The 25311-nt window shown below is 43.2% G+C and carries 11 protein-coding genes; 1 reads left to right on the top strand and 10 read right to left on the bottom strand.

The window, feature by feature from the left end:
• Window positions 1–42: 42 nt before the first annotated feature.
• The gene (locus tag BXO87_RS03690; protein WP_003154518.1) at window positions 43–162 is read right to left on the bottom strand and encodes a GapA-binding peptide SR1P; all 120 of its coding nucleotides are present in this window, start codon (window positions 160–162) and stop codon (window positions 43–45) included.
• Window positions 163–275: 113 nt separating this feature from the next.
• Window positions 276–1076 carry a polysaccharide deacetylase family protein gene (locus tag BXO87_RS03685; RefSeq protein ID WP_038457895.1) on the bottom strand — a complete coding sequence of 267 codons (801 nt, stop codon included), beginning with the start codon at window positions 1074–1076 and terminating at the stop codon, window positions 276–278.
• A 248-nt stretch (window positions 1077–1324) separates the two neighbouring features.
• On the opposite strand from BXO87_RS03685, the gene BXO87_RS03680 reads away from it, so the two are divergent.
• Window positions 1325–1699: a hypothetical protein gene (locus BXO87_RS03680; protein ID WP_038457893.1), complete on the top strand. Its 375-nt coding sequence runs from the start codon at window positions 1325–1327 to the stop codon at window positions 1697–1699.
• Window positions 1700–1746: 47 nt separating this feature from the next.
• Here BXO87_RS03680 and lpdA read toward each other — a convergent pair whose 3' ends face one another.
• From lpdA to BXO87_RS03640, 8 genes are all read right to left on the bottom strand, one after another.
• Window positions 1747–3159 carry a dihydrolipoyl dehydrogenase gene (lpdA, locus tag BXO87_RS03675; RefSeq protein WP_007409663.1) on the bottom strand — a complete coding sequence of 471 codons (1413 nt, stop codon included), beginning with the start codon at window positions 3157–3159 and terminating at the stop codon, window positions 1747–1749.
• A 4-nt stretch (window positions 3160–3163) separates the two neighbouring features.
• The gene (gene pdhC / locus BXO87_RS03670; protein ID WP_007611173.1) at window positions 3164–4492 is read right to left on the bottom strand and encodes a pyruvate dehydrogenase complex dihydrolipoyllysine-residue acetyltransferase; all 1329 of its coding nucleotides are present in this window, start codon (window positions 4490–4492) and stop codon (window positions 3164–3166) included.
• A 123-nt stretch (window positions 4493–4615) separates the two neighbouring features.
• A complete protein-coding gene (gene pdhB, locus BXO87_RS03665; RefSeq protein WP_003154528.1) occupies window positions 4616–5593 on the bottom strand; it encodes a pyruvate dehydrogenase complex E1 component subunit beta in 978 nt (325 codons plus the stop codon).
• Window positions 5594–5596: 3 nt separating this feature from the next.
• Window positions 5597–6712: a pyruvate dehydrogenase (acetyl-transferring) E1 component subunit alpha gene (gene pdhA, locus BXO87_RS03660; RefSeq protein ID WP_007611171.1), complete on the bottom strand. Its 1116-nt coding sequence runs from the start codon at window positions 6710–6712 to the stop codon at window positions 5597–5599.
• Between the two features lie 470 nt (window positions 6713–7182).
• Entirely contained in the window at window positions 7183–8274 is a 1092-nt protein-coding gene (locus BXO87_RS03655; RefSeq protein ID WP_038457891.1) for a serine hydrolase domain-containing protein, read from the bottom strand.
• Window positions 8275–8306: 32 nt separating this feature from the next.
• A complete protein-coding gene (locus BXO87_RS03650; RefSeq protein WP_076851227.1) occupies window positions 8307–12158 on the bottom strand; it encodes an alpha/beta fold hydrolase in 3852 nt (1283 codons plus the stop codon).
• A gap of 50 nt (window positions 12159–12208) precedes the next feature.
• The gene (locus BXO87_RS03645; protein WP_038457888.1) at window positions 12209–19591 is read right to left on the bottom strand and encodes a type I polyketide synthase; all 7383 of its coding nucleotides are present in this window, start codon (window positions 19589–19591) and stop codon (window positions 12209–12211) included.
• Window positions 19591–25302 (bottom strand): type I polyketide synthase, encoded by a 5712-nt coding sequence (locus BXO87_RS03640; protein ID WP_038457886.1) that lies wholly within the window; start codon window positions 25300–25302, stop codon window positions 19591–19593. The genes BXO87_RS03645 and BXO87_RS03640 overlap by 1 nt, the downstream gene beginning before the upstream one ends.
• Between the last annotated feature and the right edge of the window lie 9 nt (window positions 25303–25311).

The following is a 25311-nucleotide window of genomic DNA, read 5'->3' as shown; positions in this document are numbered from 1 at the left end:
AAGAAGCCCGAAACGAAATCGTTTCGGGCCTTTTTACGCTTTTTACTCTTCTTCAAGATGACACTGGCATTGTCCGCAGCATGTTCCGTATAACGTCGTGACCTTCTCATCCTCAAAGTAATGAATCGCTTCGTTACAGTCTTGGCAAACAATTGTACCCATCTGTCATTCCCCATTTCTCAGAATTTGAAAACGCTTAATTTTCACTTGTTGTTATTATATTATTATGTCACATTTAATATGTCAACCGATAAATTGTATAACACATTTATTTTTTACGGTCTTTTTATAGCTCGAGGGTCAATCACAGTATATCCTTTATGACGCAATCCTTTTACAATGTCCGGCATGGCTTCCGCCGTCCATTTCCGGTCATGCATCAATATGTTGGCCCCGTCCCGCAGATAAGGACTGTTCAGTGTGATATCGGTAAGCGCTTTTTTGGATTGATATTTCTGATCCCAATCATACCCGAAGGTCCAGTTCATTTTCACCATACCTTCTTTTTTTATAAGTCTGTCACTGTAGTCTGTATTGCTTCCGAAAGGCGCCCTGAAAAATGCGGGCTTCTCTCCTATTACCTTTTCAACCGCTTTATTGACGCCAATGATTTCTTCCCGTTGTTTTTGTTCGGAAAGATCTTTTAAGTTTTGATGAGTCATTGTATGATTTCCGATCATAAAACCTAACTCATGAATATGCTTAAGCGCTTTCTTATTTTCATCTTTTTTCAAAAAATGTCCGTTTACAAAAAAGATCGCTGACGCATTGAGATCGTGCAGTTTGTCCGCAATCTCAGCGGCATGCTGATCAGGTGCGTCATCGATCGTTACCAATGCGATCGGTTTTTTCTCTTTCTGTTCATCCATTTTTTCCACAGAAAAACTTTTCGGGTTGATATAGTAACGGGGCTCCGCCTTTTGTTTTTTCTGTTTTTCCTCTTTTGTATGGTGGTTTTCCCGTTTGGCGCGATTGGCCGCGGCTTGAGAATGGGGTTTGTTTGTTTGCATCTTTTCATTTGATTGGCAACCGGCGAGTAAGCACATACATATGACGGCTGCAGCGGCTTTATACATGACAATCCCTCCTGATATGGTTTTGCCCCCAGTATAACGAAAAAACAGCGCTCTCACGAAAAACAATGTGCCTTTTTTACACATCGGCTGCGCAAGTTGTCACACGTATTATTTCTTCATTAAAAACGGTTTCAATTATATAACAATTCAGTAACAAGCCTTAGGTTTTTCACCTCTCGTGATACACTTGATATAGTCCTTATCAATGGATGAACCAATATATTATATAAAACAGAGGAGTAAGATAGATGCGCTACCGTACGGTGTTTCCCTTTTTTTTGATGCTGTTCGTTCTGTCAAGCTGTTCGGTTTCTACTGTCAGTCCATTTACAAAAAACCGGATCGACAGCATTCATCACACTCAAATTTTGTTTTTTTCCGATGAAAATCATATAGATAAAGAAGTGCCTTATTACGATGCGATCCTTGATTTAGAAAAGAAGTATCCCCATCATGTCGATCAAATGAAGGTTTATGACAACAGAAAGGGATGGGAAGAGGAAATCAACACGTTCCCTGCGCTGATGGTGATCAATCATCGGCATGTGGTCATGAAGATTGAGGGATCCGTAAAGAAAAAAGAGGATATCATTAAACCTATGCAGCATGTGCTTGCACAATAAAAACAGCCCCCGCTTTTACAAATGGGGGCTGTTTCTTTGTTACATTATTATTTTACGATATGGATCGGGCTTCCGATTGCTACTTCGGCAGCTTCCATAGTGATTTCGCCCAATGTCGGGTGAGCGTGAATTGTCATTGCGATATCTTCAGCAGTCATTCCGCCTTCGATCGCCAGACTCAATTCAGAAATCATGTCAGAAGCGCTTGCGCCGGCAATTTGCGCACCGATTACAAGACCGTCTTCTTTACGAGTGATCAGCTTCATGAAGCCGTCAGTTTCGTTAAGAGACAGCGCACGTCCGTTCGCTGCAAACGGGAACTTAGCTGCAACGACTTCAATGCCTTCTTCTTTCGCCTGTGCTTCAGTGTAACCGACAGAAGCCAGTTCAGGCTCAGAGAATACAACCGCCGGAATACCGAGGTAATCGATTTCAGCCGGCTCTCCTGAAATAGCTTCCGCAGCGATTTTACCTTCGTAAGACGCTTTGTGAGCCAATGGAGGTCCGTCAATGATGTCACCGATTGCGTAAATGTTCGGTACGTTTGTGCGGCACTGCTTGTCTGTTTTAATGACACCGCGGTCAGTCATTTCGATACCGACTTGCTCAAGGCCGAGCTCATCAGTGTTCGGACGGCGTCCGACAGTGATTAATACGTAATCAGCATCAACCGTTTTTTCTTCGCCTTTTACTTCGAATGTAACTGTTACGCCGTCAGGTCTTTCCTCAACGCCTTTAGCCATGGCGCTTGTATGGATTTCAACGTTGCCTTTTTTCTTCAGTCTGCGGGTAACGAGAGAACTCATTTGTTTTTCGAAGCCAGGAAGAATTTCATCTCCGCCTTCTAAAATAACCAATTCAGTTCCGAAGTTCGCATACGCTGTTCCAAGCTCAGTACCGATATATCCGCCGCCGATAACAACGAGCTTTTTCGGAATTTCTTTAAGCGCAAGTGCGCCTGTAGAGTTCAGAACGCGTTCGCTATATTTGAAGTTTGGCAATTCGATAGGGCGAGAACCGGTAGCAATGATTGCGTTTTTAAATGTGTATGTTTGCGCAGAGTTCTCATCCATTACACGGACAGAGTTGCTGTCTACGAAATAAGCTTCCCCTTTTATAACGTCCACTTTATTTCCTTTTAAAAGACCTGCAACACCGCCGGTAAGCTTATTTACAACAGAAGCTTTCCATTCTTGGACTTTTGTAAAGTCAACCGTTACGTTCTCAGCAGTGATTCCCATGTCATCTGAATGTTTTGCATTCTCGTAACGATGGCCTGCATTGATGAGCGCTTTTGAAGGAATACAGCCGACGTTCAGACAAACGCCTCCAAGAGTTGCTTTTTCAACGACTGTTACTTTTTGTCCAAGCTGAGCAGCGCGGATGGCAGCTACATAGCCGCCGGGTCCCGCACCAATCACAAGAGTATCTGTTTCAATAGGGAAATCTCCTACTACCATAACATTACGCCTCCATTAAAATAAGTTGTGGATCGTTCAGTAAACGCTTGATGTGGTTTAACGCATTTTGTGCAGTTGCTCCGTCAATCATACGGTGGTCAAAGCTGAGAGAAAGAGCTAAGACAGGAGCAGCTACAATTTCACCGTCACGGACGATCGCTTTTTCAGCAATACGGCCGATACCGAGAATCGCAACCTCTGGGTGGTTGATAACCGGTGTGAACCATTGGCCTCCGGCAGAACCGATATTTGTGATCGTGCAAGAAGCGCCTTTCATTTCCGCAGGTGCAAGCTTGCCTTCACGCGCTTTTGTAGCAAGGCTGTTGATTTCATCAGAGATTTCGAAAACGGCTTTACGGTCGGCATTTTTCACTACCGGCACAAGCAGGCCTTTTTCGGTATCCGCTGCAATTCCGATGTTGAAGTAATGTTTTTGGATCACTTCATCTGTTTTATCATCAATAGATGTGTTTAAAACAGGGAATTTTTTCAAAGCGGATGTTAATGCTTTGACGACGTAAGGCAGATAAGTCAGCTTGATGCCTTGATCAGCAGCAACTTGTTTGAACTGTTTGCGGTGAGCAACAAGATTTGTTACGTCAACTTCATCCATAAGAGTTACGTGCGGTGCAGTATGCTTAGAGTTCACCATTGCTTTCGCGATCGCTTTACGGATACCGCTCATTTTTTCGCGTGTTTCAGGGAATTCGCCTTCAGGAGCCTGAGCCGCTGCAGGTTTAGCTGTTTCCTGAGGTGCAGCTGTTTCTTGCGGTGCCGCTTCTTGAGCCGCTCCTCCATTTGCAAAGCTGTCGATATCTTCTTTTACAACACGTCCGTTATTGCCTGAACCTGTTACTTTACGGATATCCACGCCTTTTTCACGGGCATATTTGCGTACGGAAGGCATCGCGATCACGCGTTTGTTCGGATCAGCTTCCGCTTGGTCCTGCTGTCCTGCGCCGGTTTCTTTTGCAGGCTCTTTAGGAGTCTCTTCTTTAGAGATATCCTGCCCTGCTTCAGCAGACGACTGAACTTGAGCTTCAGTTTTCGCATCTCCTGAATCATGGCTTCCTTTAAATTGAAGATCTTCGTAACCAGGTGCGTCAAACGTAATAATCGTTTGTCCAACAGTTGCAACTGTTCCCTCTTCAACTTTTAATTCTAATACTTTTCCTTTAACAGGTGAAGGAATTTCTACCACTGCTTTATCATTTTGCACTTCAGCCAGAACATCGTCTTCTTCTACCTCGTCGTTCGGCTTAACAAACCATTTTACGATTTCGCCTTCGTGGATACCTTCCCCGATATCCGGAAGTTTAAATTCAAATGCCACAGTTTTCGACCTCCTAGTTGATTAAGCAAATTTTAGTTATGCATTCGCAAGCATTGAACCTAGTAAACAGATTCCTTCATATAAGAGAAAAGGACTCTCTTTACCGTCTTTTATGATGCCTGATTAAAATTCAAGAACTTTTTTCGCAGTTTCAAGAACGTCTTTATGGTTTGGAAGCCATACGCTCTCAGCAAGCGAGAAAGGAAATACTGTATCAGGCGCCGCAACACGCAGAACCGGAGCTTCCAGGCTCAGAATCGCGCGGTCATTGATTTCAGCTACAACGTTGGCAGCGATGCCGGCTTGTTTTTGAGCTTCTTGCACGACAATTGCGCGGCCTGTTTTTTCAACAGAAGCAATAATCGTATCAATATCAAGCGGACTTACAGTGCGAAGGTCGATAACTTCAGCAGAAACGCCTTCTTTTTCAAGCTCTTCAGCAGCCTTAAGCGACTCATGAACCATCGCGCCGTATGTGATGATAGAAAGGTCAGTACCTTCGCGTTTCACATCAGCTTTGCCAAGCTCGATTGTGTATTCCTCCTCAGGAACTTCCTGACGGAAAGAACGGTAAAGTTTCATATGCTCTAAGAAAACAACCGGATCATTGTCTCTGATAGAGGCAATCAGCAGTCCTTTTGCATCGTAAGGAGTGGAAGGGATAACAACTTTAATACCCGGCTGCTGAGCGATAAGGCCTTCCAAACTGTCAGCGTGAAGTTCAGGTGTATGAACCCCTCCGCCGAATGGAGAACGGATTGTCACCGGAGAAGTCCAGCGTCCGCCGGAACGGTAGCGGAGACGAGCCATTTGTCCTGAGATTGAATCCATTACTTCATATACGAATCCGAAGAATTGGATTTCCATAACAGGACGGTAATCTTGCAGGCCTAAACCGAGAGCGAGACCGCCGATACCGGATTCAGCAAGCGGCGTGTCAAATACGCGGTCCTCACCGAATTCTTTTTGAAGGCCTTCAGTTGCACGGAATACGCCTCCGGCAACGCCTACATCTTCCCCGAAAAGCAGAACGTTTTCATTGTTTTTCAGTTCTGTGCGTAACGCATCAGTGATTGCTTGAATCATTGTCATTTGCGCCATGGCTTACTTCGACTCCTTCGCTTTGTAAATTTCAAGTTGTTCTTTCAAGTTGAACGTCGGCTCTTCAAACATATTCTCAATCAGCTCTGTTACTTTCGGTTTTGATTCGCCGTCAGCCTTTTTGATAGCTTGTTTGATTTCTTCTTTGGCCTGTTCAATCACTTTGTTCTCTTCTTCTTCAGACCATAGTCCTTTGTTTTCCAAGAACTTGCGGAAACGTACGAGCGGGTCTTTTTGCTCCCATTCATTTTCTATTTCTTTCGTACGATATTTAGTCGGATCGTCACCGGACATTGTATGAGGTCCGTAACGGAATGTAAGAGTTTCAATCAGAGTCGGACCTTCACCGTTAATTGCGCGCTGGCGTGCTTCTGCGGTTGCAGCATAAACGGCTAGTGCATCCATTCCGTCTACTTGAACACCTGTAATACCGACGGCAACTGCTTTTTGGGCAATTGTCTGTGCGGATGATTGCTTTTCTACAGGAGTTGAAATCGCATAGCGGTTATTCTGAACAACGAAGATCGCTGGCGCTTTAAATGCTCCGGCAAAGTTCATTCCTTCATAGAAGTCACCTTGAGAAGCTCCGCCGTCACCAGTGTAAGTAATAGCTACCGCTTTTTTACCGCGCTTTTTAAGCCCTAAAGCTACACCTGCGGTTTGAATAATTTGAGCACCAATAATAATTTGAGGTGATAAAGCATTTACTCCCTCAGGCATCTGATTACCTTTAAAATGGCCTCTTGAGAACAGGAATGCCTGGTGTAAAGGAAGACCGTGCCAAATCAGCTGAGGAACGTCACGATAACCCGGAAGGATAAAGTCGTCCTGTTCAAGCGCGAAGTGTGATGCAATTTGAGAAGCTTCCTGGCCCGCTGTCGGTGCATAGAAACCTAAACGTCCTTGACGGGAAAGAGAAATTGAACGCTGGTCTAAAATGCGGATATACACCATTCTTCTCATTAATTCCTTTAACTGATCATCTGAAAGATCAGGCATTGCGTCTTTATTTACGACTTCTCCTTCAGCATTTAAAATTTGGAACGTTTCAAACTGCTTATGAATAGCATCAAATTGTTTTTTGCTATCAACAATTGAAGTTTTTGTCTTTGCAGCCATTTTTTAAACCACCTCTTCTTTTGATTTAACAGGGTTAGGATACCGTTTAGCCATCCGTATTAAAAACAGTCTTATCATGCTCTGCAATTCTAAAATTAATCATTCAGAAATTCACATAGCGCTTAAGCAAAGATAATGACGTTTAAACTGTACTAATAAAAAAAGATTTTTTATTAGTACAATATGATCAACAACCATAGTTTACAGTAATTAAACAAAGCCGTCAATCATTTATAACCTCATTTTGAAACCGCTTATAAAACTTAAGATCATATTGCGCCAAACTGTACTATAAAAGACTTTAAACTGTATTATAAAAATGCTCTACTGTACTATAATTAAAAAAAATTACAAAGAGTAAATTAAGTTATTTAACTTAGGGGCGGGCTTTGAAAAGATGCCGCGGGATAAAAACGGGCAGTTAGCAATCGTCCCGCCTGCCGAACAGACGGGACGATGCTTTTGTCTAATTATTCAATACCTGCCCACACGATATTCAGCGGCGTCAGCACGGCATGAGGATGAAACTCGGAAATCGGAGTGAAAAATACATACGTAAAATCTTCGGCTGGATCAGAAAACATGCCGCACCAACCCATTCCAAGATGTGAGAAGGTGCCTTCTGTCATGAAATAATGGTCACCGGCCGGCCACAAATTAATGCCTAAACCAAAGCCGCCTTCCTCTCTGGGCGCTCCGAAGAAGTAAAAAGGAAGACCGGGCTTTATTTGATTTCTCAGCATAGCCTCGACTGTTTTTCTTCCAAGCAGCTTCTTATCTTTCAATCTGCCTTTATTTCTAAACATTTCAGCCAACTTCCAAATATCTCGCAACGAAGAGTACAGACCGCTTGTCGCTTTATTCGGAAAATACGGGTGATGACTTTTTTCCAGCTGTACGCACTCGTGCTCATTGATCACACAAACTTCTTCTTTTAAAGCATCAGGCACATAAAAATACGTTCTTTCTAATCCTAGCGCTTCAATAATATGCTTTGTTACATACTGTTCGTAGGATACGCCTGTTACTTTTGAAATAATGATGCCAAGTATAACAAAACCGGTTCTGGAATAGTTCCATGCTTCATCCACTCCGTACTCCAAAGGCGTACTGACGAGATAGTTTATCCATTCTTCCTCATTCGTTAAGTCAATGCCTTCAGCCTTTTGAATATCCAGCTCAAAACTTAGTCCCGCCGTATGAGTCAAAAGGTGCAAAATTTTAATTTCTCCGAAACCCGGTTTATCAAACGCAGGCAAAATGAGCTTGACCGGCATTTTCAGATCGAGCAAACCTTTTTCGACGAGCTGCATGACGGCTACAGCGGTAAACACTTTTGTCAAAGAACCGATTTCTCTGATTGTATCAAGCTGAAATGTTTGCTTTTCGTTTTGTCCGCCGGTAAATTCCCCTAACGACTCAGCTGCAAAAACCTCACCTCCTCTTGACATCATATAACTTGCACATTGCAGAACTCCATTGTCTATCATCGTCTGATAATGGCTGTTAAGAGCGTTAATTTGTTTCATATCAAATGCCGGATTGCTTATTGTTTGTTTCATTGTTTTCTCCCCCTGTACTGTATGTATCGTTTTCATCCTTTACTTACCGATTTCTTGATGAATTCTGACACCGCTTTATTAAATTCTTCCGGATGTGTGAGGTTCGGAAGATGCCCCGCTCCCTTAATTTTCTTTAATTCTGCATTGCTCAGCAGTTTCCGCAGCCTTTTTGTTTCTTTCTGATCAACTACGCTTTCCTTCTCACCTGTAAGGATAAGCGTTCTTGTATGAATGTCTTTTAAAAAGCCGATCGTAGAATAGCCTTCTTGTTGATGTATCTTCATAAAACGTTCAATAGAAGCATTTAAGAATTGATTACTGTATAAACTTTCATATTCATGCGATTTTCCTATAGCTATAAAATCATTTTTCAGTTTTTCCTCGACACTGCTTTCAGGGTCTTCTTCGTATGCGGTGTAACTTCCGGAAAGAATGAGTGTTTTTACTTTTTCAGGGTATTCATAGGATATCCTCTGCCCTATCATGCCTCCCCAAGAAGCTGCCGCAATGTGGATCGGCCAAGCAACCCCTAACTCGTTCAGCACTTCGATAAAAGTCTGAGCCAGCCCGCTCAGTGTAAAATCGGCGCTCCCCTCACTTAGTCCGTAACCCGGTGTGTGTATGACAATGACATTAAATTGATCTGCCCACTCCTTCATTTGTTCTTTCCACATGTAAGCAGTGGTAGCGAAACCGCAAATCAGTAAAATTGTTTCACCCTTACCGCTCATCAATATTTCCATATGCCGGGCATTTTCTGTGTTTGCCAGAAAATGAACGGTTTCCGTTTCTTCTGTCTGGTAAAAAGCGATGAGTTTTTTTGCGGCATCGCTTTGATCGTGCTGAAGGGCTCCTTTCTTCAGTCTGCTCCAATAATGCAAATAATCGTCGAGATGACGATTGGAGGCCGTGCCGAGTATTCGGAAAGGACTTTCAGCTTCTTCCGTAACGATTGACGAAGCATCAAAATCGGCTGCAATGGCTGAATCTCTTACTAAAGGCGGTGCTGAACGGGCGGATAACGGCTTGAAATCGTTTTGTATTTTTTCTTTTTCTCCGTATAACACGATCAGCTGGTGGCCTTGGCCGAGAAGCGAGTGTTCAAATGCTTTGATTCCGGCAGTATTTTCTAATGGGTGAAGCCCGTACTCCATTTTCATAATATCTTGAATGCCGGGATCAACTGACATGCCTCCGTCTTTCCAGAAAGGCCAATTTACAGCGATGGTTTTTCCTGATCTTCCCCCCGCCTTTCTCATACATTCCCTCCACTCGGCAAAATGCTCCAGAAAACGATTGGCGTAGGCGTAATCGGCTTGACCCAGACTTCCGATTTCTGAGGAGATGGAAGAAAACAAAACAAAAAAGTCTAAAGGCATATCTCTGAGCGCTTCATCCAAATGAATCACACCATTGACCTTTGATTGCAGCACCGCTTGAGCTTCCGCGTCTGTTTTATTCATAATGAGAGAGTCTTTTAACACGCCTGCACTGTAAATAACCCCGTTGATTTCGGAAAAATCAGCACGAATTTTTTCCGCTAACTTGATGACCTGCTGCTTATCTGCCATGTCAGCCTGAATATAAGAAATGCTTGCCCCGTCATAGCGGATGCTGTCTAATTTTTCTTCCATGTCTGCTGTCATTTTCGATCGCCCGGCAATGATAACGCTGGCTCCGTGATTTGCATAAAGAAACGCTGAAATAATCCAGCCGATGCCGCTTAACCCTCCGATGATGAGATACACCCCGTTTTTTGCAAACTTTGCGGCCTTTTGCCCTGGTTGCAGCGAAGCGTCTTTATATGCTGTCACCCACCTTTTTTGATCGCCGTCATATTTCACAGCCTGATGATGTCCGGCACTTAATTCATTGAGAAGCAAAGGTGCTTTTTCAATGGTTTGTCTTGAAGAAATCTCAACCGTTTTACACTTTATATTCGGCTGCTCCGCATTCAGCGTTTTGAAAAAGCCTCCAATCGCGGCGTAAACCGGATTTGTATATTGACCCTTGTCATGTACGTACAGAATGTTGATGTTTTCTTTTACTTTTTGATGGATCAAAGCTTTGCTCAAATAAAGAATTGAATAAAAGCTATGAGTCAGATCTAACGCTGCTTCAGTATAAGCTTTTTTTGACAGGTAATGAATGATTGACGCCGGAAACGCTCCGGACTTTTTCATATCTTCTAACAGTCTGGTGTAATGAGCAGACTGCTCCGGATTAAATTTATAATGCTTTCCATTTACCATTTCATATTCATCGGCGGCTTCCGCATAAATAACATTTTCACTGCCGATGTACTTTCGGATTTCATCACTCAATGAACTGTCGAAATCGAAAATCAATGTATTTTCCTTAGGTACTTCTCCGGACTTTAATGGCGATTCTATCCATTCTTTTTGTAAATACAAAGATTCAAGCATCGGCTTTTCAGACGGCTCTTTCGTTTGCGTTTTTTCTTTAAAAGCTGCGGCCGGCGTATTACGCACATCATATTTTTCTTCTAAATAAGCCGCTAAATCATGAATATTGTTATAATCAAAAAGCAATGTCGGATACAATTGTATATCTAATCTTTCCTCGAGCATTTTCGATATATGCAGCAGCTGTTTTGAGTCAAGACCCAGTTCGTAAAAAGATTGGTGTTTGTCCGCTTTATTTGGCGGTGTGTTTGTAACCTCTCCAATAATGGATGACAGCTCATCTGTTAATGTTTTATGACTTTCTTGGTGCAAAACTGTAACAGAGATAGAGTCTGTAATGTCGGCTCCGTATTTCTCCTGCAGATATTCCGTCAATTCACCGATTGTGGAGTAATCAAATAATAAAGTCGGGTACAGCTTTGTATCTAACATCAGTTCTAATTTTTTGGATAAGTCTAATAATTGTTTAGAATCCAAGCCCATCTCGTAAAAGGAAATATCATTCTTGACTGTTTCAGCAGGTTTTTCAATCATGCCGGCTATCTCTTGGATCAAATTATTTCTGATCATTTCTTTATTGTTCGTTGCGCTGCCGACCTCTTTAGCTTTTTGGGAATGCTCCAGCCTTTGTATTGATTTTTCATTTCTGACTCTTTTCACACCGAATCGCTCATAATAAAAAGCAAGCTCTCCATCAGGCCTGTATACTTCTATGTCCGCATATAAAATGTCTTTAGAAGGCGGTTGCGTTATACTGTTTTTATCAATATACACAAAACAAGACCCAGTTGTTTTATGCAGTGCCCGGAATGTCTCAATATATATAGGGATAAACGCATTTGTTCCTTCATCCGGCAAGTCTGATGTAAGGATTCCCAACAAGCTGAGAGACCCATCCAAAAATGCGGGATGCATGTAAAAGTCATCTGTATATTCTTTTGAAAGTCCGCTTAAACTGACCTCTCCCAGAATATAATTTTCACCTTCATATACCGTACCTTCCAATTTCATAAAATCTTTATGAATCAGGCCGCCCCTGCGCAAATTACGATAGGCGGATTCAGCATCCGAAATCCGGACGGCCCCTTTCATTAATGCTTCGATTGAAATTGTCTTTTCGTTTATCGCATTTTTTCTTATGATTTCCGCCTGCAAGTTGACTGACGCTTCACCTTCCGCCTTTTCAGCGACCCATTTCCTGCTTGTTGTTTCAACAAGCCAGCCGTTTTCTTGTTCCGTAAACTGGAAGCTGACTTTTTTATCAAAATGGACTGACGTCGCAACAGGTTCACGGAATAAAACATGTTTGATTTCAAAACTTCGGGGGGATATCCCTTTCTCAGCTAAAAATCGGGTTATTAAATCCAGATACGTTACGCCGGGTATCGTACGCACTTGATGAAGGACATGGTCTGAAACAATATAATCGTCATGTTTGACTAATACGCTGAACCTCATGCAACTCGACAACCTTTCTTCTTTTACAAAGTAAAGAAACAGAGCAGGTGCTACTCTGTTTCATCAATAATTTCAAGAAGCCGTTTTTTATTCTGTTTGATTTGTTTTTTCCGATTTGAATCCGGCCAGTACTCTTTTCTGACAAACTCGGCAGGCGGCAGCGGCGTTCTGACGGAATGATATGAATCATCCAGGCCGCTTACCAAAAGGTGGGCGTTTGTTCCGCCAAAACCGAAAGCGCTGATGCCCGCCCTCCGTTTTCCATCCTTCCAGCTTCTCAGTTCTGTATTCGGATAAAAAGGCGACTTTTCAAATTCAAAGCGGGGATTTGGCGTTTCACAATTCAATGTAGGCGGAATTTCCTTATGCCATATTGATAAAATCACTTTAATGAAACTTGCCGCTCCGGCAGCGCTTAATAAGTGTCCGATATTGGTTTTTACACTTCCTACTCCGCAAAATTGCGTTTTGTTTGTGTCTCTTCGGAATACTTTTGTCAGAGCCTGAAGCTCAATCGGATCTCCAATCATCGTGCCTGTGCCGTGAGTTTCGACGTAGCTGACTGATCCGGGAGCGATATCGGCTTTTTCAAATGCATCTTGAATAACCTGCTCTTGAAGCTTAGGATTCGGGGTCGTGATTCCCATTGTCGCACCGTCGTTATTAATAGCTGATGCTTCAATGATACCGTATATCCGATCTCCGTCAGCTTTCGCTTTATCCAGCGGTTTTAACAGAACAGCGCCAAAACCCTCTCCGGGTACAAAGCCGTTTGCCCTCTCATCAAAAGTAAAACACTGACCGTCCGGCGAAAGAGCTCCTCCTTCTGTTAACATCAGGTAAGGAATTTCATCCAAAAGCAGATCCGCCCCTCCTGCCAGAGCCATCTCTGAATCACCGTTTTTTATGCTTTGGCAGGCTAAATGAATGCTGACTAATGAAGAAGAACAAGCGGTATCAGAAACCATGCTTGGACCGTGAAAATTAAAGAAATGCGACACATGTGAAGCAATAAAGTTTTGACTAAGCCCGACGATGTGGCTGCTGCTTTCTTTCGGCAGTTTGTGACCGTAGCCGCCCATTCTGGAACCGACAAATACGCCGACTTTTTTTCCCGATAATTCCGTTTCTTCATAACCGGCATCCCGTACAGTCTGTACACTCGTTTCTAAGAAATGTCTTATCAGCGGGTCCGTTTGGATGGCTTTCTCCTCTTCCATGCGGAAATACTCCGGATCGAAGCTGCCGATTCCATTGATAAATCCTCCCCATTTGCTGATGCTTTTTCCCTTTTGCTGCACCGGAGAGTAATTTTCTTCTATATTCCACCGGGAATCAGGTACTTCTTTAATATGATTCTTCCCTTTTCTCAGATTGTCCCAAAATTCCTCTTTATCAGCCGCTCCAGGGAACTTACATCCGATTCCGATAACAGCTATCTTTGCAGAGGAAGCCGTCTGCGGTTCTGTATTTCGGCTCGTCACAGACTGCATATCTTGCCGATTGCTGCTTTGAGAATCAGTCTGTTCGATTTGTTTTTTCAACGGCGGCGCCGTCTTACCGATATATTCCGCAAGACCATGAATCGTGTTGTGTTCAAGAAGCACAGTAGGGTCAATTTTTTTCTGAATCATTGCTTCTATTCGATGTATAATGCTGACAAGAAGTATAGAATCCACACCGTATTCCTGAAAATCCGTATTTGGGTTAAGCTTTTCAAGGGGAATGCTCAATTCCTCGGCAAATACGGCAGAAAGTTCACTGACAAGCCCTTCTGAATGATCAAAAGTGTCGGGAATCTCCTGTCTTCGGACTGGAACCGAAGCTCCGCCGGTTTTATTGATGTTCAGGAGACTGTCTGCATGAAACACTGTTCCTTTTTTCACGATAGGAATGATATTGGCCGATTTTCTCTCCAGTGCATGATACAAAATCGCCAGTCCTTCCCGTGTGGAAAGAGAGTCCAATCCCAATTCATCATATAAAGGACTCGTCACAGTACCCATTCCGACTTCTTTCCAGCTCGGCCAATTGATGGACGTGAAATACGTTCTCCCCTTTTGAAAATGATAAGCCGCGAAATAGTCCATATATGCGTTTGCAGACGCGTAATCAGTCATTCCTTTCGACAGTTTGGGTGACTGTGCAGCAATTGATGAAAATAGAATAAAGAAATCCAGCGGCCTATTATTAAAAATCCGCTCCAAATTCTGAAGTCCAGTGACTTTCGGCCCGTACACCGTCTTAAATTCACTCATTCTTTTATGAATAAAGGCCGGATTTCCGCCGCTGTGCAGTCCGGCACAGTGTATGACACCGCTTATATCTTTAAATTCAAGGCTTACTTGGTGAAAGAATGAACGCAGCTTCTCTTCATTTGTGAGAGAACCGCTGTAATACAGATAGTTGACACCTTTCTCTTCAAAACTTTGAAACAGTTTTATATTGCTGACTGTCTTTTCGTCCTGTCTGTCCTCTTTCAGCAAATGATCCCATTCACTTCGCAAAGGTAATGGACGCGTACCCGTCAGCACGAGTTTTTTCACTCCCCGTTTCACCAAATCTTCAGCTATTGCTCTGCCAATGCCCCCTGTCCCGCCGGTAATCACGATGGCTTTATCCGCAGGAAATGAAACAGGCTCGCCAGTATGGATTCTTTCTTCTTCAAAATACGGAACATATCTGACGCCGCTGCGGTAGCATACTTCATTCTCTCCGGTACATTGCGCCCTTTCATTCTCAAAGATTTGTTTCAGCTCATGCGTTTCTTTCATGCTGTCTATATCTATTGTTTTCACATGAACAAAGCCGTATTCCGCAGAAAGGGCTTTCAGAAAAGCCGCTGATTCTGCCCCCGTCAGCTTTGGTTTTTCCGCTTTAAATACCTGCAAGCCATTGGTGATTTGTAAAATGGATAATGGTGTTTCCTTTTTACTCCTCTTAATTATTTCTTGTATAAATAAGAATTTACCATATGGGATGCCGTTCTGATTTTCACTCTGGTTTCCGATATCTGAGAAATCAAATATATTTTCGACCTGCCGCTCACCGCCCGAGAAGATCTCACGGATAACGTCGTATGCGTGGTTTTCATCTAATAAAGAACACTCAAACATTTGATCAGAGTGTTTTATAAATGAAGAGTGATGTTTTATGACAATCAGATTCTCCTGATCTATATCCGAACAAATGGTGCGGGCAATTGATTCTGTGTCTTGATTTACAAATGCTACTGTCAGTCCGTAATCTTTTGTTTCGGATGGATTTACAAACGGATTCTCCCTCCATTTTTTTTGTAAGTGATGTTGAAAAGAATGCTGAGGGATCTCTGTCTTCTCAGTCCTGGACGGAACCCAATAACGTTCTTTTGCAAACGGATAAGTCGGAATTGAGATCCGTTTACCCGGCTGCTGTAAATGTTGATGAACGGATTTCCAGTCGATATCCGCCCCCCAAACCCATAATTGAGCCAGCTTTTCCGCTTCACCGTTCTCAATAATGGTCTTTACAAACAATTCACCTGCTCTGCCTTCCGTTAACGCCTTCATTTTTTCAGCAAATGCATCTGCTGATTGCTGATTAACATATACGCCTGGAACTTGCTTGTCACCGCGGCAAAACTCAAATAATTTATCCTTAATTTCTTTAAGGGAGGTACCGGTAATCGCCGCTCTGGCCTCCATCGCTTCTCTGCCCGATTGTGTAGTGTATGCCAGATCCCGTAAAACGACGCTTTCCGATTGGCCGGCTTCCATCACTTCATTCGGGAACATGTTTCTTATCGCTCCGGCATATTCCTTCAATAAGTATTCAGTAACCGCTTGAATGGAGGGGCAATCAGTTAATTCATACATCGTGAGTTCAATATGAAACATTTCGTTAATAAAATCCGCCATCCGGCTTAATTCCAAAGGCCCTACGCCAAATTCACTCAGGTGATCAGCAATATTAATTTCTTCCGGATGGATATGAAGCAATTCCGAAACAAACGGTTTGAGTACTTCATTCACCTTTTCTTTCATATCAGGCTGTTTATCCTTTACTTCAGAACTTAGTGAACGTTGGATAAAATCTCTCATGTTTTCGGCATACTCAAGAAGACGTTCATGGTCTTTGGCAGATAACAGGACAATATGCGGTTCGTTCTCAACATGTTCTGTTGAGGCGTTTGTTTCTTCATATTCTTCTATAATGATATGAACATTCGTTCCTCCCGCTCCGAATGAGCTGATCCCCGCTCTTCTCGGAACAGTTACTGTTTTTCCGTTTTCCTGCAGTTTCGGTTTCTTCCAGTCTTGCAATGACCGCTGTACATAAAAGGGAGATGCTTTAAAATCAATATTTGGATTCAGCGTCTCCGCATGTATGGAAGGAAACAGTTTTTTCAGTTTCATTTGCAAAAGAACCTTTGTCAAACCGGCAATTCCCGCTGCGGCCTCAAGATGGCCGATATTTGATTTGACAGAACCGATGGAACAATATTGAGTGTGCTCCGTAAATTCCCGAAACGCTTTTGTTAACCCGGTGATCTCAATCGGGTCTCCCAGAGCAGTTCCCGTTCCGTGAGCTTCAATATAACTAATTGTACGAGGGTCAATACAAGCTTTCTCAAGCGCGTCCTGTATCAGTTCAGACTGACCATTCGGATTAGGAACCGTAAAACCGTTTGTTCTCCCTCCGTGATTGACCGCTGTCGCTTTAATCAGCGCATAAATATGATCTCCGTCCCTTACCGCTTCCGCCGCCGGCTTTAAAAGTACGGATCCCACTCCTTCTCCCGGTACATAACCGTCACCGCCCTCGCCGAATGTACGGCATCGGCCATCACTTGCAAAGAAGCGGCTTTGATTTAATAATGTATATTTATTCGGATGAAGCGTAAGATTGACCCCGCCCGCAACAGCAAGTGTGCTTTCTCCTCTTCGTATACTTTCACAGGCTAAGTGAATGGCGTTAAGAGAGGATGAACACATTGTATCAACCGCCATACTCGGCCCCTTAAAGTTAAAGAAATACGATATTCTGTTTGCTATTGCAGAAAATGGAGACCCGACGGCCAGTTCATTTCCTTTAAGTGATTCTTCAACGCCGAAAAATTGATAGCTTCCATATGTGACGCCTGCAAAAACTCCGACCTTTTTGCGGGTCAGATCTGAAGGTTTATAACCCGCATCCTCTATGGTATTGTACACTGTCTCTAAAAAGAGACGTTCCTGAGGATCAAGAAAAGCCGCTTCTTTCGGTGATATCCGGAAAAATAAAGGATCAAACCGGTCTGGATTTTTCAGAAAACCTCCCCACTTATAGCAGCTTCCCTCCAGCATTTCCTTCCGGTCATCAGGAATTTCGCTTACGCAATCCCGTCCATTCATCAGCACATTTTGGAACTCCCTGATGTTTTCCGCACCCGGGTATCTGCCGCTGACACCGATAATGGCTATATCAGCAGAAAGGGGATCGGCCGCAATGTGCTCTTTTGAATCTTCTTCTTCAGAGCGTACCGGCGCTTTTGTTTCCACTGGTTTTCTTTTTTGCTTTTTTTGATCTGAGACAAGTTCAGGTGTGCCGGCCGGGTTCAGCAGTTTCATCATTCGTTCGCTGTGATGACTCAGGAAATATTCGGCTAACTGCGATATTGAATGATATTCAAAAAACAATGTTTTCGACAATCTGCCGATACTTTGCTCCAGCTTTTTGGTCAGACGCATGATCATCACTGAATCAATGCCGTATTTCTCCAGGTATTGTTTTTCATCTATGAGTGAGACCGGTAATTTCAATTCCTCTGACATTATATTTTTCAGATAACTGATGATATTTTGTCTTAATTCATCGTTTTTCAAATCAGCATCTTCCTGCTGGTCTGAATGAAAGGTGATTGTGCCGGCACGCATCAGCACATCCTCAATCTTTTCTTTTCGGCCTTTCAGGGCAATCAGCTGTTCAGATGATTGACACAAGCTGTTCTCCAGGGCCTGTATTCCGTCACCGTCATCTAACGGGTCAAGACCGAGTTCCTGTTTCATGTAGGATATTCCTTCATCGTCAATATTCATCCCGCCGGAAGTCCATAGCGGCCAATTGACTGACACTACCCTTCCGGCAGACTCTTTTGCGGTCATAACTGCTGCATACTGATCCAAACAGGCATTGGCGAAAGCATAGTCACATTGGCCGGCTGAGCCGAAGACTGCCGATGTGGATGAAAACAAGACAAGTAATTCAACTTTCATTTTTTTGATTTCTTCCGCCAACCACAACGTGCCAAAAACTTTCGAACCTGTGACTTGATCAATTTCTTCTTTTGTCTTTCTTAAGATAAAAGAGTCACGGAGTACGCCGGCACTGTGAAATACTCCATGTAAGGTGCCGAACTGCTCTTTTGCAAAAGCAAACATCCGTTCAGCATCACTTTGTTTTGAAACATCAGATCGGATATATTCAACTGTTGAACCTGAACTTCTTAAATATTCGATCTTTTTTTCCTGCTCTTCAGTTAAATCAGAGCGCCCCGTCAATATGAGATTCGCTTTCCATTTTTCCGACAGATGTTTTGCCAATATATAACCGAGACCGCCCAGGCCTCCTGTAATCAGATAATTCCCATGATGTTTCAGCGGCTGGGTTAAATCGAATGAGCCGGCTTTATTATAGCTTTTCGTAAAACGTCTGCCGTTTTCATAGCGCACTTCAAAATGGATATCCCGTTTTTCGTCACACTCTCTCTGATATATATCCGCTATTGCTGGAAGAGCGGCTCCCGCACCCTCTGATTGCGTGATATTGATAATCTGATAGTGAAAATTGGGATGTTCCTGGTGAACGGTTTTCACCAATCCGCCGAGAGCATGATGCAGCGGCAGTTGTTCTTTATTCTCGGTTTGAAAAATATGCGTCAGCTTTATTATCTTTTTCCATTTTAGTTCAATCAGCGCCTGTGTAATATACAGAAGAGAAAACAATCCGTTTTCCAATTGTTTCTGTATACCTCCCTTACTCATGTCAGCCTGAGAATCAGACCACAAGTGAAGAATCTTTTCGGGCAGCTGATAATGATCATGGATGTATCGGAACAGCTTTAGATAGTCGTCTTTTTTCACGTGGTTCATACAAATCGTATCATCATGTAAAACAGCAAATTCTTTTCCGCGGATAACAAACAAGAGAGTACAGTCCTTAAACAAACCGCTCAATTCTTGTATTTGCCGTTCATTTTCTGCAAAAATCAGGAGCAATCCCGTCAAGGGTGCGCTCTTCTTATTCGGAATGAACGATTCTGTCCATTCCGGCTTGTAATAAAAAAGCGGATGGTTCGATGCCCGTGATTTTTGATTCTGAATGGATGTCACACGGGCATAGCCTTCGTCAGCCGATATCTGTCCTGATTGAATCAGATCAAGAATATCGCTGATTTGTTCACGTTTTCCGTTCATCATTCTTCCCCCATTAATTGTTTCAATACAGCCTTCTGATCAATATCATTGGTTTCCAATTGACGCAGGAGACGAATGAGTTCGTCGTCCGTCTGAACAGTGCTTTTTTCATGACCATATCTGAATCTCACATCTTTGCACTCTGCCAGAATGCTTCCGTTTTCATCTGTAAATGTCATACGACACGTTACATCACGGCTGTTCTGCCGGTTCTCTTTTTGAGTATAGACATAAAAATTTTGAGTGAGAGGCTGATAGACATCCGCCGCTCCCATTCCGATCAATTCCGGGAAGGTTTCTCCGCTGACAAAAAACGCACTGGCATGAATCGCGGACTCAAGCGCTTCAGGAGAGATCATAAAATTCTCTCTTTTTGCATAAAGCTCATCCGGCAATGAATGAAGCGACAGCATTCCGTCACTGTTTTTCGCTGATTCAATGACAAAAGGCGATTCAGCAGGATGTTCAGTCATTTCTGATTTGACTTCAGCAATATCAAGCGCTTCAGGAAGCATACCGCTTTCAGGCTTAACAATATGCGCATTTCCCCTGGCAAGACGTACTTTATTCTCATGTTTTGTGTTTGCATATATGTCAAACCGCGCAAAGTCGCGCTCAGGCGTCAGCGTAATCATCAGTTCCCGTATATCAGTCATTCCGTTCATGCTTTCGGTCCACAATAAATCAGTCAATGTATGAACTGGTTGTCCAAATGCCGCCGCTGCATTGACGATAGCCATTTCAGCCAAAGATGCATAAGGGAAAAAGGACACGTTTCCTTCAGACAGACTTAGTGCGAATGGATGATTACGGCTGATTTTTTTCGTGAAACTGAACTGATTAAAATCGGACGTGTTACTCCCCAAGAAAGGGTGAGTCGGCTTACTCACATCTGTTGAAACAAGCGTTTCCCCTTTTTCCGCTATCCAATACCGCTGTTTGATCAGCGGTTGTCCCGGAATAGAAATCCTGCGAGCATTCCGATTCACCTCAAAAGTCTCCCAATCTATCTTTCTTCCATTTACCCATTTTGATGCTGCTTCGGCGTAATCTGAACAAACGTGAGGCATTTCATTGTGAACTTCTGATTCGAATGTATTACCGGTATAGCTCAAGCTGCTTTTTTCACCCCTGATATAAGCTGAGAGCTCTTCAGCAATGACCTGCCCGGAATCTGCCACTATCGCCAGCCGTTCTTCCATATGATCGCGTCCCGTCTGAAGTGTATAGGCAATATCCTGAAGACGCAGTTTATGATTGTTATCCTTCGATTCATTTTCTGATAGAAAATCAGCCATAACCTTCGCATATTTTATCAGCCGTTGTTTGTCTTGAGCCGATAAAACAAAGATCACTCGGCCGCTTTGATGATCAAAAGCGTTTGGCGGCTCATACGCTTCCAATATAAGATGCGCGTTTGTCCCTCCTGCTCCAAAAGCGCTTACCCCGGCTCTCAAAGGATGAACAGCATTGCTGTTTTGCGGAATATTCCATTCAGCCGCTTTCCGCTGCACTTGAAAAGGAACCTGCTCAAAATCTATAAACGGATTAACAATATCGGAATGCAGAGAAGGAACAAGCTGCTTATTCTTCATTTGGAGAAGCACTTTCGTTACCGCAGCGATTCCTGCCGCAGATTCTAAATGTCCGATATTTGATTTCACCGAACCGATGGCGCAAGGATGATTCAGTTGATAGGAATCTTTCAGTCCTTGAATTTCAATCGGATCGCCTAATGACGTACCCGTTCCATGCGCTTCAATATAATTGACGGTATTCGGATCAATGTCAGCTTTACGAAGCGCTTCTGAAATGACCTCCGCCTGCGCATCCGGATTCGGTATGGAATACCCGCTCGTCTTTCCTCCGTGATTAACGGCGCTTCCCTTAATCACACCGTATATTTGATCTTGATCTTCTATTGCTTTTTTCAATGGTTTTAACAATACGGCTCCGACTCCCTCACCGGGAACATAACCGCTTCCGTCTTTTCCAAAACTCCGGCATCTGCCGTCACTTGATAGGAACTGCCCCATGCTGAGGAACTTATATTTATTCGGATGTATTGACAAATTCACTCCGCCGGCCAATGCCATATCGCTCTCTCCGCAATGTATGCTTTGGCATGCGTAATGAATAGAGGTCAGTGATGAAGAGCACATTGTATCCAGAGCCAAACTCGGACCTTTTAAATGAAAATAATAAGACACCCGATTGGCTATTGAAGAATAGACGGATGCCGGCGAGAAAGCCACTCCATTTTCTTCTCCTTCAAATAGTTGATATTGGCCCCACATTGCACCGACAAATACACCGACTTTCATCTTTTCCAGCATGTTTCTCGGGTATCCTGAGTCTTCAAAACAATTTTTGGCCGTTTCTAAAAAGAGCCTTTCCTGGGGATCCATAAGTTCTGCTTCCCTTGGGGAAATATGAAAGAAAAGCGGATCAAATTGATCGGCTCCGCTGATAAAACCTCCCCACTTGCTGTAAGACTTCCCTTTCATATCTCTGTCTTCGCTGAAGAAATCATCCATATTCCAGCGGTCAGGCGGGATTTCTGTAATACAATCTTTTCCGCTCTTTAAATTCTCCCAAAATTCAGGTAAGTCTTCAGCCATCGGATACTTCCCGCTTAATCCGATAATGGCAATGTCCTCATGCCTTGTATCAGCTGTTTCATTTATTTGGATCTCACGGTTTTCATCCTCCATGAAGGTATCTTGAAGTGCAGATTTCAATTTTTCTTTGTCACCTTCAAACACGATCAGCTGTGATGCGTTCAGAGAGAGTGAATCTTGAAAAGCTTTGATCCCATTGATTTTACTAAGAGGAACCATACCGATTTTTTGTTTCATCCATTTCTCAGTTTGTTTATCCACTTTCATGCCGCCGTCTTCCCATAGCGGCCAGCCGATGGCTACTGAGACGCCGGAGCGTTCTTTTTTCCGCCTCATTCCTTCACGCCACTCAGCGAAAAGATCGATGAACCGGTTGGCCAATGCGTAATCCGTCTGTCCGATATTCCCGTACATCGAGCTGCTTGATGAAAACATCACAAAGAAGTCCAAAGGTTCGGTTTGCAGCAAGCTGTCCAATAAGACCGTCCCATTTATTTTCGGAGCGATCACTTCCTGAATTTCATCTTTTGATTTTTGAATCAATAAAGCGTCGTGCGTCACACCGGCACTGTGTATCACACCGTTAATTTCTCCGAATTGCCTTTTAATGGTTTTTATGATTCGCTCTGCATCGCGGCTATCTGAAAAATCACCTCTTATATATTGAACCGAAGAACCGCCTGCTTTCATTCGGCTGATTTTGTTCTTTTTGTCTTCCGTAAGTTCAGAACGGCCCGCTAAAATAATATTGGCTTTTGTTTGGGCTGCGATATGTTCTGCAAATATAAGGCCTAAGCCGCCGGCCCCTCCTGTAATCATGTATACTCCGTTTTCTTTAAAGGAGAAACCTGAGTTTTGAGCCGGTTCCGCTTCCCGTAAGGCACGGACCCAGCGCACATTTCCTTCATAATAAAGATCGGTTTCTCCCGGATGCGCTTCAGTTGATTCGCATCTGATGATTTCAGCTGTAAGATCCGGCAACGATGACTTGTCTGAAACTGATATCCCGATTGTCTTAAGGGCCAGTTTCGGGTTCTCAAGCAAAATAGACTGCCCTGCGCCATGGACTGAAGCGTAAAGCGGCTGATCATTTTTATGGTCCGCCGGATAAAGGAAAAGCGATACAACCTTTTTTTCCGCCTTGCTGCGCATCAATGCCCGGCTGAAAAAGAATAGCGGGTAAGCCCCTTTAGAAAGCTGTTCATTTATTTTTTCCGGGCCGGCAAATGACCCTTCCGGCCACCCGTAAACCACGGTGTCGGGCATTTGCCCCCTTTTTTTCAGATCAGCTGCAAGCCTCTCAAAGTGAGCTTCCTCCCTGTGATCTATCTCATAAACACCGTCTCCGTGATAGGAGAAACGATTCCCTGATAAAACGAGAATGATCTGTGTATTTCCGAATCCATTTTCAGCATTTTCCCGCATAAAATGAAAAAGCTCTCTGTCATATTGAAACAGCAGGTATGTTGTTTTCTTTTTATTTCCGCAATTCGGATCCCAAGAAGCAGCCTTTTGTCTCCAATGCGGTGTTAAATAGGTCAGAGCCGTATGATTCTCTCCATGATGAAGAGGGAGGTCTTTTTCAACGGACGTCTTTTCGCCGCTCTCTGCAAAATAGTTTGCAAGTTTTTGAATCGTCGGATACTCAAACAATAAAGTAGGGTACAGTTCCCTGCCTGTTTTCTCTTCCAATGCCTTTACGGCTTGCATAAGTGTTACGGAATCGAGGCCTTGTTCATAAAAACCTTTTACCACAGAGAGTGTTTCAGGGGCAGTCCCTTTGATATCTGCGATCAGCTGCTGAATGTCTCCTTCTGTTATAAGAGCGGAAAGATTTTCGTTCTTACTTTCTTTCATGTCAGGCTTTTCAGCCGGTTGATTTCGCGTTAAGAAATAACTGGACATTCTTTGATTTTCTTTAATATACGCGGCGAGTTCCCGGATCGTTTTCTGCTCAAACAGGAGTGTAGGATACAGCTGTTCCCCTGTTTTGTTTTCAAGTTCTTTGACAATGGCAAGCAAAGAAGCTGAATCCAGGCCCTGTTCATAAAAACCAATGTCTGTCCTTATGTCACGCAGATCTATATTTGAAACCCCGGATATTAATTCTTTAAGATGTGTCTCGATGCTTTCGCTTCGATTTATGATTGAATCTTTTCTGATCAGGCTGTCTTTTGGCTGAGAAGCCGCTTCAGTTTCCAAACGAGTCTGCTTCAGGTTTTCAATTAAATCTTTTGAGCGAATATGTTTCACAGACAGCCGCGTAAAATAAGCGATCATCTCCCCGTGTGCATCGTACAAACCGTAACTTACTTGGATGACATCCCCTGAATCATGATTTTGGTCTTGCTTCTCTATGTACACATAACACCTGTCTTCCAGGCGCTTCGTCATACGGAAAGATTCAATATGAATGGGAATATACGTTTTCATCCGGCTTGCCGGAGATCCCTGTGTAAAATATTCGGGACATGCCTGATAAAGGATCGATATGATGGTAGACGCATCAAGAAAAGTGGGATGCAATTGAAAATAGCCGGTATATTGATTGGCAATTTGGCTGAGCGTCAACTCTGCAAGTACAGAATGATCAGACGCATAAACCTTCCCCAGACTCTTCATAAATTCAAAATGCTCTATATCAACCTTTTTTAAATAGTCATAACATATCTCCATATCAGCTTCACGGGCGGAGGCATGTTTAATTTCATCAATATTGATTGAACTCATGCTTTCCGGGATTTTCGGCATGAGCCTGCAGTTCATATTCTCATCCCAGCTTTCATCCAGAATGCGGTCATCTTTTACCTTTCTGCTCTTCGCCTGAATTTCCCATCCCTGTTCCAATCCCTGAAAACGGATGCGGATTTCTCTGTCAAAGGTATCAGATGTTGCTACAGGTTCAAAATACAAAATATTCTGACACTCTAGTTCTTCAATAGGCAAACCTTTGCTCAGCGCCATACGGTATATCATATCTAAAAATGTGACACCGGGTATAATCCGGGTGCCATGCACCCGGTGATCCCTGACAATATAGTCCGTATGTTTAATTGTTAATGTGAACTGATAGTTTTGATTACTGGCCACCTGTCTCAT

This window comes from Bacillus sp. GZB, from assembly GCF_001975995.1.
Classification (GTDB): Bacteria; Bacillota; Bacilli; order Bacillales; family Bacillaceae; genus Bacillus; species Bacillus velezensis.
This window is presented reverse-complemented; position numbering and strand designations above follow the sequence as displayed.

Excerpts from the sequence above, each read along its gene's own strand:
- pdhA (WP_007611171.1), bottom strand. The coding sequence starts at position 6,712 with ATGGCTGCAAAGACAAAAACTTCAATTGTTGATAGCAAAAAACAATTT.
- BXO87_RS03685 (WP_038457895.1), bottom strand. The coding sequence starts at position 1,076 with ATGTATAAAGCCGCTGCAGCCGTCATATGTATGTGCTTACTCGCCGGT.
- lpdA (WP_007409663.1), bottom strand. The coding sequence starts at position 3,159 with ATGGTAGTAGGAGATTTCCCTATTGAAACAGATACTCTTGTGATTGGT.
- BXO87_RS03650 (WP_076851227.1), bottom strand. The coding sequence starts at position 12,158 with ATGAGGTTCAGCGTATTAGTCAAACATGACGATTATATTGTTTCAGAC.
- BXO87_RS03690 (WP_003154518.1), bottom strand. The coding sequence starts at position 162 with ATGGGTACAATTGTTTGCCAAGACTGTAACGAAGCGATTCATTACTTT.
- BXO87_RS03645 (WP_038457888.1), bottom strand. The coding sequence starts at position 19,591 with ATGAACGGAAAACGTGAACAAATCAGCGATATTCTTGATCTGATTCAA.
- BXO87_RS03655 (WP_038457891.1), bottom strand. The coding sequence starts at position 8,274 with ATGAAACAAACAATAAGCAATCCGGCATTTGATATGAAACAAATTAAC.
- BXO87_RS03680 (WP_038457893.1), top strand. The coding sequence starts at position 1,325 with ATGCGCTACCGTACGGTGTTTCCCTTTTTTTTGATGCTGTTCGTTCTG.
- pdhB (WP_003154528.1), bottom strand. The coding sequence starts at position 5,593 with ATGGCGCAAATGACAATGATTCAAGCAATCACTGATGCGTTACGCACA.